This is a genomic window from Pandoraea sp. XY-2 (assembly GCF_004193915.1).
Lineage (GTDB): Bacteria > Pseudomonadota > Gammaproteobacteria > Burkholderiales > Burkholderiaceae > Pandoraea > Pandoraea cepalis.
Window position 1 is genome coordinate 1,121,110 of the sequence record NZ_CP030849.1, and the last position, 13,497, is coordinate 1,134,606.

The 13,497-nt window shown below is 65.2% G+C and carries 13 protein-coding genes; 5 read left to right on the forward strand and 8 right to left on the reverse strand.

Annotated features, from left to right (window positions below; all coding sequences use genetic code 11):
* Positions 1 to 50: 50 nt before the first annotated feature.
* The 5 genes from ribD to hemL form a co-directional block, all read right to left on the reverse strand.
* The gene (gene ribD / locus DRB87_RS05220) at positions 51 to 1,148 is read right to left on the reverse strand and encodes a bifunctional diaminohydroxyphosphoribosylaminopyrimidine deaminase/5-amino-6-(5-phosphoribosylamino)uracil reductase RibD (RefSeq protein WP_130025126.1); all 1,098 of its coding nucleotides are present in this window, start codon (positions 1,146 to 1,148) and stop codon (positions 51 to 53) included.
* 6 nt (positions 1,149 to 1,154) lie between these two features.
* A complete protein-coding gene (locus DRB87_RS05225) occupies positions 1,155 to 1,694 on the reverse strand; it encodes a TPM domain-containing protein (RefSeq protein ID WP_165385238.1) in 540 nt (179 codons plus the stop codon).
* A 5-nt stretch (positions 1,695 to 1,699) separates the two neighbouring features.
* Positions 1,700 to 2,551 carry a YgcG family protein gene (locus DRB87_RS05230; RefSeq protein WP_130027735.1) on the reverse strand — a complete coding sequence of 284 codons (852 nt, stop codon included), beginning with the start codon at positions 2,549 to 2,551 and terminating at the stop codon, positions 1,700 to 1,702.
* A gap of 130 nt (positions 2,552 to 2,681) precedes the next feature.
* On the reverse strand, positions 2,682 to 3,296 hold the full coding sequence (locus tag DRB87_RS05235; protein WP_130025128.1) for a LemA family protein: 615 nt from the start codon (positions 3,294 to 3,296) through the stop codon (positions 2,682 to 2,684).
* 84 nt (positions 3,297 to 3,380) lie between these two features.
* Positions 3,381 to 4,685 (reverse strand): glutamate-1-semialdehyde 2,1-aminomutase, encoded by a 1,305-nt coding sequence (gene hemL / locus DRB87_RS05240; RefSeq protein WP_130025129.1) that lies wholly within the window; start codon positions 4,683 to 4,685, stop codon positions 3,381 to 3,383.
* A 131-nt stretch (positions 4,686 to 4,816) separates the two neighbouring features.
* Between hemL and rnk the strand changes: the two genes are divergently transcribed.
* Entirely contained in the window at positions 4,817 to 5,242 is a 426-nt protein-coding gene (gene rnk / locus DRB87_RS05245; RefSeq protein ID WP_017235301.1) for a nucleoside diphosphate kinase regulator, read from the forward strand.
* Between the two features lie 155 nt (positions 5,243 to 5,397).
* On the opposite strand, the gene DRB87_RS05250 is transcribed toward rnk, so the two are convergent.
* Positions 5,398 to 5,835 (reverse strand): phosphatase PAP2 family protein, encoded by a 438-nt coding sequence (locus DRB87_RS05250; RefSeq protein ID WP_165385239.1) that lies wholly within the window; start codon positions 5,833 to 5,835, stop codon positions 5,398 to 5,400.
* Positions 5,799 to 6,128, reverse strand: a complete 330-nt coding sequence (locus DRB87_RS05255; protein ID WP_130025131.1) for a hypothetical protein — start codon at positions 6,126 to 6,128, stop codon at positions 5,799 to 5,801. The genes DRB87_RS05250 and DRB87_RS05255 overlap by 37 nt, the downstream gene beginning before the upstream one ends.
* Positions 6,129 to 6,614: 486 nt before the next feature.
* Between DRB87_RS05255 and DRB87_RS05260 the strand changes: the two genes are divergently transcribed.
* The 4 genes from DRB87_RS05260 (at position 6,615) to DRB87_RS05275 (ending at position 11,529) form a co-directional block, all read left to right on the forward strand.
* A complete protein-coding gene (locus tag DRB87_RS05260; RefSeq protein WP_130025132.1) occupies positions 6,615 to 6,812 on the forward strand; it encodes a hypothetical protein in 198 nt (65 codons plus the stop codon).
* Between the two features lie 79 nt (positions 6,813 to 6,891).
* On the forward strand, positions 6,892 to 9,633 hold the full coding sequence (gene mgtA / locus DRB87_RS05265) for a magnesium-translocating P-type ATPase (RefSeq protein WP_130025133.1): 2,742 nt from the start codon (positions 6,892 to 6,894) through the stop codon (positions 9,631 to 9,633).
* A 259-nt stretch (positions 9,634 to 9,892) separates the two neighbouring features.
* Positions 9,893 to 10,105, forward strand: coding sequence for a DUF1059 domain-containing protein (locus tag DRB87_RS05270; RefSeq protein WP_130025134.1), 213 nt, complete (start codon positions 9,893 to 9,895; stop codon positions 10,103 to 10,105).
* Between the two features lie 32 nt (positions 10,106 to 10,137).
* Positions 10,138 to 11,529, forward strand: a complete 1,392-nt coding sequence (locus DRB87_RS05275; RefSeq protein ID WP_130025135.1) for an FAD-binding oxidoreductase — start codon at positions 10,138 to 10,140, stop codon at positions 11,527 to 11,529.
* Positions 11,530 to 11,621: 92 nt separating this feature from the next.
* On the opposite strand, the gene edd is transcribed toward DRB87_RS05275, so the two are convergent.
* The gene (gene edd / locus DRB87_RS05280; RefSeq protein WP_130025136.1) at positions 11,622 to 13,469 is read right to left on the reverse strand and encodes a phosphogluconate dehydratase; all 1,848 of its coding nucleotides are present in this window, start codon (positions 13,467 to 13,469) and stop codon (positions 11,622 to 11,624) included.
* Positions 13,470 to 13,497: the final 28 nt, after the last annotated feature.

The following is a 13,497-nucleotide window of genomic DNA, read 5'->3' on the forward strand; positions in this document are numbered from 1 at the left end:
CACGCCCTGTGTTGTCCTGCCTGCATCCCTTTCGACAGCAGCACGCGGATTCAGTCGCGTTTGACGCGAGCCATCACCCGCAGATCGCCTTCGATCATGCGCACGTCCGTGAATTCGAGCGCGAGCTTGTCGTCGAGCGACGTGAGCGCAGGCAGGTGGAACATGCCTTGCGCGTCACCGACGATGCACGGCGCGAGGTAGGTGAGCAACTCGTCCACGCAGCGCTCGCGCAGCAGTGAGCCGTTGAGCTTGTAGCCCGCCTCTACATGGAGTTCGTTGAGCTGGCGCTCGCCGAGCGCGCGCAGCAGCGCCGAGAGGTCGACCTTGCCGGTCGTATTGGGCAGGTCGAGCACCTCCACGCCCAGGTCGCGCAGACGAGACGCACGCTCGTGATCGCCGTTGGCGCAGATCACGAGCGCGTTGCCGTTCGCGAGCACCTTCGCGGTCGGGGAAATCTCAAGACGTGAATCGACGACAATGCGCAGTGGCTGGCGTGTCGTTTCCACCTCGCGCACGGTGAGCGACGGATCGTCCTCGCGCACCGTGCCGATGCCGGTGAGAATGGCGCACGCGCGCGCCCGCCACGCGTGGCCGTCGGCGCGCGCGGCCGGGCCGGTCAGCCATTGGCTCACGCCGTTGTGCAGGGCGGTCTTGCCGTCGAGGCTGGCCGCTACCTTCATGCGGACCCACGGCGTGCCGCGCGTCATGCGGGCGACGAATCCGATGTTCATTTCGCGCGCCTCATGCTCCAGCAGTCCGCAGCGCACTTCGATGCCCGCGTCGCGCAGCAGGCTCAGGCCGCGCCCGGCCACGAGCGGGTTCGGATCTTCCATCGCGGCGATCACGCGTTTCACGCCCGCGTCGATGAGTCCCTTCGCGCACGGTGGGGTGCGGCCGTAATGGCTGCACGGTTCGAGCGTGACATAGGCCGTGGCGCCACGCACGGACTCGCCGCGCGTGCGCGCGTCTTTCATGGCCTGCACTTCGGCGTGATCCTGGCCGGCCGGCTGCGTGAAGCCTTCGCCGATGATCCGTCCGTCCTGCACGATTACGCAGCCAACGCGAGGATTCGGCGTGGTGGTGAACATCGCGCGCTCGGCGAGCGCCAGCGCGCGACGCATATAAGAGAAATCCTGTTCGGAGAACATGAGGCGTCAGAGCATCAGCGGCCGGTCGGTCAACGCATTGTCCGGCGCCGCGCCGGCATGGGCCGGCAGGAATTCGCGCGCAATGCCGCGCAGGGTGTTCAGCGCGTCGAGCACGCTCTGGACATAACGTTCGTCACGAAACCCGGCGCTCATCTGCGCAACGACGGTGTCCCACGTGCGGGGGGATACCAGCGCATCGACGCCCTTGTCGGCGATCAGCTCGATATCGTGATCGGCGATGTTGATGTACAGGAGAATGCCCGTGCGCTCGCCCGTATGCGCCACGCCGAGCTGGCGGAACAAGTGAACGGCGCGTTGACGGCAGGTATGCCCGTGCCATACGGCAGCGAGCGGCATGGCCGCTTCGATCACGAGGCGGATCTCGCAGCGGTGTTCTTTCTCGGAATCGCGGATCGCGGCTTCGAGGGCATCGAGCGCCTTGTCGGGGAAGAGCCACCGGGCGTGCGCTCGCCAGGTGCCCAAATGCCGCAGCCAGCGCGAGATATCGTGCGTCTTGTGTTGCGTTGCGATTGCTTCGTTTGCCATCGCCATCACCAGTTCCCTGACGAACCGCCGCCGTCGAATCCACCCCCACCGCCACCGCCGAAACTGCCCCCGCCGCCGCCATCGAATCCGCCGCCGTCGTTGCGTCCCCAGCCGCCCAAGCCGCCGCCCAAGCCGGCGCCGAGACCGGCACCGAACCCCCCGGCACCGATACGCCCACGTTGGCCGGTGAGCACGCGCGAACGCGGGTCGGTGGGGCTCACGCCGGGCAGACCGGGTCCTTGGAACCGCCTGCGGCTTTCCATGAGGACGACCATCCCGATGATGAAGACGATGAAGAGCAGCGGCAGGAAGTCGGACAGATCCGAGTGCGGCGCGCGCGTCGACGGCAAATTCGGGGCGGGCAGCGCCTCGTTGTTCATCGCCGCCTCGACCGCCGCGACGCCGGCGGCCAGACCGCCGAAGAAGTCGCCGCTGCGGAAATGGGGGGCCATCACGTCGCGCAGGATTCGCCCGGAGATGGCATCGGTCAGCGAGCCTTGTACCCCGCGTCCGACTTCAATGCGCATTTTGCGCAGGTCGTTCGGATTGTTCTTGGCGATGAGCACGATCACGCCGTCGTCCACGCCCTTGCGGCCGGCCTTCCAGGCATCGGCCACGCGAATGCTGTACTGGTCGATCGTCTCGGGAGCCGTACTCGGCACCATCAGAACGAAAATTTGGCTGCCGCGTTGTTGCTCGTATTGTGCGAGCTGTGTCTCGAGCGCGTTGCGCTGCTCGGGCGTGAGCGTGCTGGTCAGGTCGGTCACGCGCGCGGTGAGCGCGGGCACGGCCACGAGATCCTCTGCGCTGGCGGGCAACGCCAGCGACGCCAGACACGCCAACGCCAGCGCCAACATCGCCCAAAGCGTCGGTCCCCGATGCAACCAACGCGAGCGCGCGTCGTCCGTCACCGGACGGCGCGTCAGCATCCCGCGGCCCTCTGGCGACACCTTGTAGTCCGCGGAGACGGCAGCCATGATCCGATCCTCAGAACTTGACGGCCGGCGCGGTCGAAATGGCCTTTTCGTTCTCGACCGTGAAGTTCGGCTTCGGCCCGTAGCCGAACATCTTCGCCGTCAGATTGTTCGGGAACTGGCGCACATACACGTTGTAGTCCTGCACCGCCTGGATGTAGCGATTGCGCGCCACGGTGATGCGGTTTTCCGTGCCTTCGAGCTGCGATTGCAGATCACGGAACAGGCCATCGGCCTTCAGGTTCGGATAGTTCTCCGAGACAGCCATCAGGCGCGAGAGTGCGCCGGACAGTTCACCCTGCGCTTGCTGGAAGCGCTTGAACGCCTCGGGGTCGTTGAGCGTCTCCGGCGTGACCGTGATGCTCGTGGCCTTCGCGCGGGCGTTGATCACCTCGGTGAGCGTCGTTTGCTCGTGCGTGGCGTAGCCCTTGACCGTGTTCACCAGATTCGGCACCAGGTCGGCACGTCGCTGGTACTGGTTGACGACCTCGCTCCAGGCGGCCTTGACCGCTTCGTCCTTGACCTGAATCTGGTTGTATCCGCAGGCGGACAGCAACGAGGTGAGCAACCCCAGCGCCAGCCAGCGCACGAACGACTGGCGAAGCTTTGTCGGCAACGACACTTGCATGATGTTTCTCCCTGTGAGGGTCAGACGGGCCGATTCGCTACGTGTGCGAAACCCGGCCGAAGGCAGACACGTGACCGACAACGATCACGCGATGGCACGAAACGCGTCGCGGGCAGCGTCGAGCGTGGCGTCGATGATCGCGTCGTCGTGCGTGGCAGAGACGAAGCCCGCTTCGAAGGCGCTCGGCGCGAGATACACGCCGCGATCGAGCATCGCATGGAAAAACTTGTTGAATCGGGCCACGTCGGACGTTGTCACTTCGGCGAAGCTCTGCGGCACGTTGGCGCGGAAGTACAGACCGAACATGCCGCCGACGCTGTCGCCCGAGAAAGGCACGCCAGCCGTCTGGGCGGCGTCGACGAGCCCCGTGACGAGCTTCGATGTGCGCTTGGCCAGATCCTCGTAGAAGCCCGGCGCCTGAATCAGCTTGAGCGTGGCGAGCCCGGCGGCCACGGCCAGCGGATTTCCGGAGAGCGTGCCGGCCTGATAGACGCCGCCCAGCGGCGCCAGATGCGACATGATGTCGCGGCGCCCGCCGAACGCCGCGGCGGGCATGCCGCCGCCGATGACCTTGCCCAGGCAGGTGAGGTCGGCCGTAATGCCGTAGAGCGCTTGCGCGCCGCCCAACCCGACGCGGAACCCGCACATCACCTCGTCGAAGATGAGCACGGCGCCATGGGCGGTGCACAGCTCGCGCAGCGTCTGCAGGAAGTGACGCGAGCCGCGCACGAGGTTCATGTTGCCGGCCACCGGCTCGACGATCACGGCCGCGATCTCGCCGCCTTGGTCCGCGAACAGTTCGCGAAGCTGTTCGACGTTGTTGTACTCGAGCACGAGCGTGTCGCGCGTGACTTCGGGCGGCACGCCGGCCGACGACGGCGCGTTGCGCGTCGAATCGGCGAACGTGAGCAGGCCCGAGCCGGCCTTCACGAGCAAGCTGTCGGCATGGCCGTGATAACAGCCCTCGAACTTGACGATCTTGTTGCGGCCGGTGAAGCCGCGCGCCAGGCGCAGTGCGCTCATCGTCGCCTCGGTGCCCGAGGACACCAGGCGCACCTGCTCGATGGACGGCACGAGAGCGCTGAGGGTTTCGGCCATCACGACTTCGGCTTCAGTGGGCGCGCCGAAGCTGAAGCCTTGCGACATCGCGGCGTGCACGGCAGCGACGACGTCGGGATGCAGGTGGCCGACGATCATCGGGCCCCACGAGCCGATGTAGTCGATGTAGCGCGTGCCTTCGGCGTCCCACATATAAGGGCCTTGGGCGCGGGCGATGAAGCGCGGCGTGCCGCCGACCGAGCGGAAGGCGCGCACCGGCGAGTTCACGCCGCCGGGGATGGTCTGCTGGGCGCGCTCGAAGAGCGCGGCATTGGTAGTGTGTTCGGACATGACTTCGACTTTGTGTGCCTAATGCGTCGATTCTAGCGGATGGCGGTCAAGTCCGGGACTTCTCGCCGCGCGGGGCTTCTGTTAGATTGAAGGCCACTCCCTCAACATCAAGGAAAAACAGGCCCGCCGACATGTTCACCGTCCATTCGCAACGCCCCTCGATCACTGTCTCCACGCTCGACCTCGAACGCCTCGAAGCGCTCATGGCCCAGGCGCCCCGCGCGGCATTGCCGTATGTGGAGGCACTCGAAACAGAGCTTGCCCGGGCGAGCGTCGTCGAACCGGAGCAGATGCCGGCCGACATCGCCACGATGAACTCGGTGGTGCGCTATCGTGATCTCGCCGCGCAGCAGGAACATCGCGTCACGCTTGTGTATCCGCAACATCTGGCGAGCACGCCGAGCGGCATTTCGGTGCTCGCGCCGGTCGGTAGCGCGTTGCTCGGCTTGCGCGTTGGCCAGTCGATTCAGTGGCAGGTGCCGGGCGGCCACCAGATCGCGCTGACATTGCTCGGCATCGATTACCAGCCCGAAGCCGCCGGCGAATACCACCGCTGATCCCCCGTCTCCGACGCCGTACTGGGAGATTCGGGTCTCCCGAGTCTCCCAAGTCTCCCTATCGTTCCTGCCCGTTCGTCACCCCCCCTGGCGCTTCCACCGCTTCCCGCAGGTCCGCAATTCCGCAGTTCCCGTCGTTTCCCAAGTCCGCCGGCTCAGCGACGCAGCCAGCCGCGCGCAATCGGCCACGCCATCAAGCGGCGATAGAGGGCTTCGAGGATAGCCGCGACGATACGACTCGTCTCGCGCGCACTCGCGGTGTGCATGATGAGCGCCACTACGATCGACACCGCCAGCGCACCGACCATATCGAGCGGCCAGTGCACGCCAAGGTAGACGCGCGCCCAGCACACGGGCAGGGCGCATAGCAGCAGGAGCCGGCCGAGCAGGCGCGGCGAGCGCGCGAGCGTGCCCATCAGAACGAACGCCGACGTGAACAGGATCGACGCGTGATTGCTGGGGAAGGCACTCGTCGGCGCATGCGGGAGCAGGTTCGTGCCGAGACCGACGACGAACGGCCGCGGTTCGAACCAGGCCAGACCGATCGCACCGTTGATCAGTAGCGCGAGCGCCACGCCCAGCAGACCGTGCACGGCCCCTCGCGGTCGCGACCGCCAGCGAACCACAGGAGGGTCAGGCCCACCGGGAGCAGCAGGATCAGGTATTTGGCGAGGAGAACGGCGATGGCCAGTTCGCCTTCACTGACATTGGGCGAGGCATTGACGGCCAGGAACAGGGCGCGGTTGATTGAATCCATGAAGTCCGGGGGCAGGAAGCAGAAAGCAGGAAGCACGAACAGGCCAGGCCGGTCGCCCGGCACGCCACCGGGTTGCGTGCGGTGCCGGTGCCTCGACGGCCGCCGGCGGGCGGTTTGTGACGAAAACATGACAGATTCTGACTGAGCCGCTTCCCGCTGGAAAGTTGCATTCGTCATCATTTTGTAACACGGTGAATTGTCACTTTTCTTTCGACGCACTCGGGGGTAAAATCGCGCCGTCATAGCTCTCAGGAGGTCCTTCCGTGGACAGTAGTTCTAGTGGTAGTTGCCGGTCGGCGCAGGTCGACACCCTCACCGCGAGTTAGTCCCCGGGATCTTCCCTGCCGCTAACTCGCATAGCCGGGTTGGCGCGCACCTCTGATGTACGCATCGAATGTCCAATGCCCTTGGCCGCCGCGCCGAAGGGTTTTCTTGGGCCATACCGATAGCGTCCGTCTTTCGTAGCACGCTCCCTAATTTGCTTTACATCTGCCGTTCGGGCTGTCCCGTGGCGCGCAGGGGTTCGTTTTCAGGCCGTTTGCCGTGGGCGCCGGTGATGAAATGCGAGCCTCTCGTGCGCGCCGGGCCGATTGCCGCGCGGCCGGGAGAATCATCGTGTTCCGTTACTCCATGACCCTTCGCGGAGGCAATCCGCAAGCCCTGATGCTGCCCACCGAGTGCCTGCATCACTATCACGTCGCCCCACATGCCGAAGACGCCGCTGTCACGGCGCGCCCGGGCGCGAGTGCGCGACTCGGACAGTGGCTGCTGGCGCTCGTGCGTCGCAACGCACCGACCGGACGCGCGGGCTGAGCCTGCGCGATAACGGTCCCCAGGCATCGGCGACTGGCCGGTGCCCGGCGATATCAACCGTATTTTCAGGATGTATCCGATGCAACAAGCTCTCACGTTCAGCGAGCGACTGATTGCGGTGCTTGGCGCGCGCCTTGGCCTGCGCTTCTTCCGCCGCCGCGACATGCTCGAAACCCTCGATGCGCCAGCGCATGGCCACGAGGCACCGCCAGGTCTGCTCGACGCCGCCCGCGACGCCGGCCCGGATCTGCTCGCCCGTCTGCACACGACGCGCGACGGTCTGTCGGATGACGAGGCCGCCACCGTGCGGGCCCACGCCGGCGTCAACGAAGTCGAGCACGAAAAGCCGTTGCCCTGGTGGCGGCACCTGTTCAACTGCTACCGCAATCCGTTCAACCTGCTGCTCTCGGCACTGGCCGCTGTGTCGTACGCGACCGACGACACCGAGGGAACGATCATCATCGCGTCGATGGTGATCATTTCCACGGTGTTGCGATTTGTGCAGGAGGCGCGCTCGACCAAGGCCGCCGAAAAGCTCAAGGCCATGGTGAGCACGACGGCGACGGTGCTGCGTCGCGAAGCGTTCGGCCATGAGGGCGCGGAGGCCGACAACGTGCGGCGTTTGGGGCGCATGGGCCGTGAAATCGCGTTGGCCGAACTGGTGCCGGGCGACATTGTTCTGCTCGCGGCGGGCGATATGATTCCGGCGGACGTGCGCATTCTCGCGGCCAAGGATCTGTTCGTCTCGCAATCGGCGCTCACCGGCGAGGCACTGCCCGTCGAAAAATTCGCGCACGCTTGCGAGTCCGGCGGCAGCAATCCGCTCGCCTACGACAACCTCGCGTTCATGGGCACGAACGTCGTGAGCGGGTCGGCCACGGCTGTCGTCGTGGCGACGGGGGCGCGCACGTTCTTCGGCTCGCTCGCGCAGCGTGTCACGGCGCAGCAACCGACGGTGACGTCGTTCCAACAGGGCGTGAATCGTGTGTCGTGGGTGCTGATTCGCTTCATGCTGGTCATGACGCCCATCGTGCTCCTGATCAACGGCTTCACGAAGCACGACTGGCTCGAGGCGTCGCTGTTCGCGCTTTCGGTGGCGGTGGGACTCACGCCTGAAATGCTGCCGATGATCGTGACGGCCACGCTTGCCAAGGGCGCGGTCGTGCTCTCGCGCAAGAAGGTGATCGTCAAGCGGCTCGACGCGATCCAGAACTTCGGCGCGATGGATGTGCTGTGCACCGACAAGACCGGCACGCTCACGCAGGACAGGATCTGTCTCGAGCGTCATACCGATGTGTGGGGCCATGCATCGGAAGACGTGCTCGAGTATGCCTATCTCAACAGCTTCTACCAGACCGGCCTGAAGAACCTGCTCGACGTGGCGGTGCTCGATCATGCGGAGCTGCACCAGCATCTCGACATCGTGAACCGGTATCGCAAGATCGACGAGATCCCGTTCGACTTCCAGCGCCGTCGCATGTCGGTGGTGGTCAGCGAGAACGGCGATCATCACGAACTGATCTGCAAGGGCGCGGTGGAGGAGGTGATGGCCGTGTGCAATCGCGTGCAGCATGGTGCGAACGTCGAGCCGCTCACGCCCGATGTGCTGGCCCGCCTGCGTCGCGTCACGGCCGACCTGAATGCCGAAGGTCTGCGCGTGGTGGCCGTGGCAACGCGCCACTTGCCGCCGGTGCGCGACCGCTATGGCATTGCGGACGAGAGCGAACTCGTGCTCGTCGGGTATATCGCGTTTCTCGATCCGCCCAAGGAGTCGACGGCGCCGGCGCTCAAGGCGCTCGCGGCGGCGGGTGTCCAGGTCAAGGTGCTCACGGGCGACAACGATCTCGTGACGGCGAAGGTCTGCCGCGAAGTGGGGCTGGCGGTGAACGGCTGTGTGCTGGGCGACGACATCGAGGCGATGAGCGACGCCGAACTGGCGCACACGGTCGAACGCGCCAACGTATTCGCGAAGCTCACGCCGTCACACAAGGAGCGCCTGGTGCGCCTGTTGCGCGCGAACGGTCATGTCGTCGGCTTCATGGGCGACGGCATCAACGATGCACCGGCCTTGCGCGCGGCCGACATCGGCATTTCGGTGGACACGGCGGTGGACATCGCCAAGGAAGCGGCCGACCTGATCCTGCTGGAAAAGAGCCTGATGGTGCTGGAGCAGGGCGTGATCGAGGGGCGTCGCACGTTCGCGAACATGCTCAAGTACATCAAGATGACGGCCAGTTCGAACTTCGGCAATGTCTTCTCGGTGCTGATCGCGAGTGCTTTCCTGCCGTTCCTGCCGATGCTGCCGTTGCAGTTGCTCACGCAGAACCTGCTCTACGATCTGTCGCAGACGACCATTCCGTTCGACAACGTCGACGACGAACAGCTCACGAAACCCCAGCGCTGGAATCCGGCGGATCTGTCGCGCTTCATGGTGTTCTTCGGCCCGATCAGTTCGATTTTCGACGTACTGACGTTCGTGGCGATGTGGCATTGGTTCGGCGCCAACAGCGCCGAGCATCAAACGCTGTTCCAGTCCGCCTGGTTCGTCGAGGGGCTGCTGTCGCAGACGCTCATCGTGCACTTGATCCGCACGCGTCGCATTCCGTTCGTGCAGAGCCGCGCGGCATGGCCGTTGCTGATGATGACGGCCGCGGTGATGCTGATCGGCGTGATGCTGCCGATGTCGCCGTTCGCGGACACGTTCAAGATGCAGGCATTGCCGCTTGCGTACTTCCCGATGCTCGCGGCCATCCTGCTTGCCTATGCCGTGCTCACGCAAATGATGAAAGGCATGTTCGCGCGTCGGTTCGGGTGGCAGTGAGCGCTCGGGCCTCGGCGTGACACGCCACGCCAGCGGCGAGAGGATTGCCGCTGGCCTTCAAACGACGTTTGGATGAGCCCTCGTGATTCGGCACGCTCAACGTCACCGTTGAGCTAGCGAAGTTTCGCCACCCGCGACCTATACTTTCAGAATGATTTTGTTTGCCATCCGCAGAAGGTGAAATCGCGCCCTGCAGACGTCGCGTGGCATCAGGCGCGGTCATTTACCCCACATCACGCTCTCGTGTGAGGAGACCATCATGACCCGCAAATTCATCGATTGCCGGGAATTCCCGAGCGCAATGAACTGTTCCGTGGCGCTATCCGCAGATTCCGAAAACGAACTGATGGAGGCGGCTGTGCAACACGCCATTACGGTTCACGGACATACCGATTCCGCCGAGCTGCGTTCGCAACTGCGTACGCTATTTCACGACGGGACACCGCCGGTTGATGCACCGCGTCACGCGTAATCGCGCGTCGTTTGCCCGCCAGGAGGTGTCTCATGGTCAATTTGTCCAGCGATGCGATCGCGGATCTCAAGGCCGGCACGAGAGGGCAAGTGCTGCTGCCGGCCGATCCCGGTTTTGACGACGCACGCCGTCTGTGGAACGCCATGATCGACCGCCGCCCGGCGGCAATCGTGCGCTGCAAGGGCGTTGCCGATGTCCGCCGCGCGGTGGCCTTCGCGCGCGATCACCCACTTCGGCTCGCCGTTCGCGGCGGTGCGCATAACATCGCGGGCAGCGCCGTCTGCGACGACGGGCTGATGATCGACCTGTCGCCCATGACGTCTGTACGCGTCGATCCGGCGACGCGTCGCGCGTACGTCGAACCGGGCGCGACGCTTGGCGCTTTCGACCATGAAGCGCAGGCGTTCGGGCTGGCGACACCTCTCGGGATCAATTCAACCACCGGTGTTTCCGGGCTGACGCTTGGCGGCGGATTCGGCTGGCTGAGTCGCAAATACGGAATGACGGTCGACAATCTGGTGTCCGTGGATATCGTCACGGCAGACGGCGAACTGGTTCATGCCGATGCGAATCATCATGAGGATCTGTTCTGGGCAATTCGTGGCGGTGGCGGCAACTTCGGGGTGGTCACCATGTTCGAGTTCCGATTGCACCCGGTGGGCCCGCAGGTCTACGGCGGGCTCGTCGTATTGCCGTTGGACCAGGCAAAGCCGGCGCTCGTGAAATATCGTGCGGCATTTGACACGATGCCCGATGACCTGTCGGTCTGGGCCGTGCTGCGCCTCGCGCCACCGCTGCCATTCCTGCGGGCAGACGTTCACGGCAAACCGATTGTGGCCTTTGCGATTTGCTATCACGGTGCACTCGCCGACGGTCCGGCAGCCGTCGAGGCGGTACGCACGTTCGGCACCCCCTATGGAGAGCATCTCGGGCCGATGCCGTATGCCATGTGGCAACAGGCGTTCGATCCGCTGCTCACCGCCGGTGCGCGCAATTACTGGAAATCCCACAATCTGGCCGAGATATCGGATGGTCTGCTCGACGTGCTGATCGACGCCGTCGGCCATCTTCCCTCGCCGCAATGCGAAATCTTCTTCGGGCAGATCGGGGGACAAACCGGTCGGGTTCCGGTCGAGGCCACGGCCTATTCAAGCCGCGATGCGCAATATGTCATGAATGTGCACGCCCGCTGGACCGAGGCGAGCGACGATGATCGATGCGTCGCCTGGGCGCGCGCGTTCTTCGAATCGGCTGCGCCTTTTGCACTGGGCAGCGTGTACGTGAACTTCCTGACGCAGGACGAGGCTGAGCGAATCGGCGCGGCCTATGGCCCGAACTACGATCGTCTTGTCGCGGTGAAGACCCGCTACGACCCGCAGAACCTGTTCCGTTGCAACCAGAACATCAAACCTTCCGGCGCATGACCGGCCTTGGGGGCGCCTCCGGCGTCAGGACGGCCTGACGCGTTGCCCCTTCGTCCCGTGCCCTTGCCCCGGCAGGGCGATGCGCCTGCCGGTCACGAGTGCTTCGGATACTCCGAGTCGTCGAACAGCACGCACGCGCCATGCGGCGCGGTACCGACATTGCGCCGGAATAGGCGGAACACGTTGCGCCACGGATCGAACGGCCGTTGCGGTACCGGGGCCGCGGCACGCGCGGCGAGCGTGGCGTCGTCGACTTCGCAGTGCAGCAGGTTCCTCTCGCAATCGATCGTGATGATGTCGCCATCCTGCACACGCGCGAGCATGCCGCCTTGCTCCGCTTCCGGCGACAGGTGAATGGCGGCGGGCACCTTGCCCGACGCTCCGGACATTCGCCCGTCAGTCACGAGCGCCACATGATGGCCTTCGTCCTGCAGGAGGCCGAGCATCGGCATGAGCTTGTGCAACTCCGGCATGCCGTTGGCCTGCGGGCCCTGGAAACGCACCACGACGACGACATCGCGCGTCAGTTCTCCCGCCTTGAACGCCGCTTGCGCACTCTCCTGATCGGAGAACACGCGCGCCGGAGCGCGTACCGTCTGATGTTCCGGCTTGACGGCGGATGACTTGATGACCGCGCGTCCCAGGTTGCCCGCGAGCATGCGCAAGCCGCCTTCGCGCGCAAACGGCCGCGATGCCGGGCGCACGATGCCCTCGTCGAGACTGTCGTTGGGGGCGTCCTGCCAGGAGAGCACGTCGTCGTGCAGCACGGCTTCCTGCGTGTATGGGCGAAGACCGTGACCCATGACCGTGGTCACGTCATCGTGCAGAAAGCCGGCGTCGAGCAACTCGCGAATCAGGAAGTTCAGGCCACCCGCCGCATGGAACTGGTTCACATCCGCCTTGCCGTTCGGGTAGACGTGAGCGAGCAGCGGTGTGACGTCCGACAGCTCGGCGAAGTCCTGCCAGTCCAACAGAATGCCGCCCGCATGTGCCATCGCCACCAGATGCAGCGTGTGGTTGGTCGAGCCGCCCGTGGCCAGCAGGCCGACGACGCCGTTGACGAACGCTCGCTCATCGAGGATATGCGACGTGTTGATACCGGTCTTCGCCAGCGCCACGGCGCGCGCCGTGGCCGCCTGCGTGAGCGCGTGACGCAGCGGCGTATGCGGATTGACGAACGACGCGCCGGGCAAGTGCAGCCCCATGAACTCCATGAGCATCTGATTGCTGTTGGCGGTGCCGTAGAACGTGCAGGTGCCTTCGGTGTGATACGCGGCGAGTTCGGAGTCGAGCAGCGCCGCGCGCGTGACGCGGCCCGCGGCATACTCCTGCCGGATGCGCGACTTCTCGTCGTTGGGCAGCCCGGAGGGCATCGGGCCCGCCGGGGTGAAAACGGCGGGCAGATGGCCAAACGCCTGAGCGGCGATGACCAGCCCCGGCACGATCTTGTCACACACGCCGAGGAACATGGCGGCGTCGAACATCTGGTGAGAGAGCGCCACGACCGAGGCCATCGCGATCACATCGCGCGAGAACAACGAGAGTTCCATGCCCGCATAACCCTGCGTTACGCCATCGCACATTGCGGGCACGCCACCGGCCACCTGTGCGCTGGCACCATGCGCCCGTGCTGCGGACTTGATGACGTCGGGGAACTCAACGAACGGGGCGTGCGCCGACAACATGTCGTTGTAGGCCGTGACGATGCCGATATTCGGCGTGCGCTCGGTGCGGATCTTGATGCGGTCGTCGGCGGGGGCGGCGGCCAGCGCGTGCGCGAGATTGGCGCAGCCGATCGATTCGCGACCGGGCTGCCCCTGCGTGGCGCGGGCCACGCCCTCCAGATAGGCCTGACGGCTTGAACGGCTGCGCTCGATCAGTCGCTGGGTCACGCGCTCAACCACCGGATGCAGCGGTACATTTTGCGAAGACTGGGTCATGGGGTGTCCGGAACGTTGTGGGTCGCCC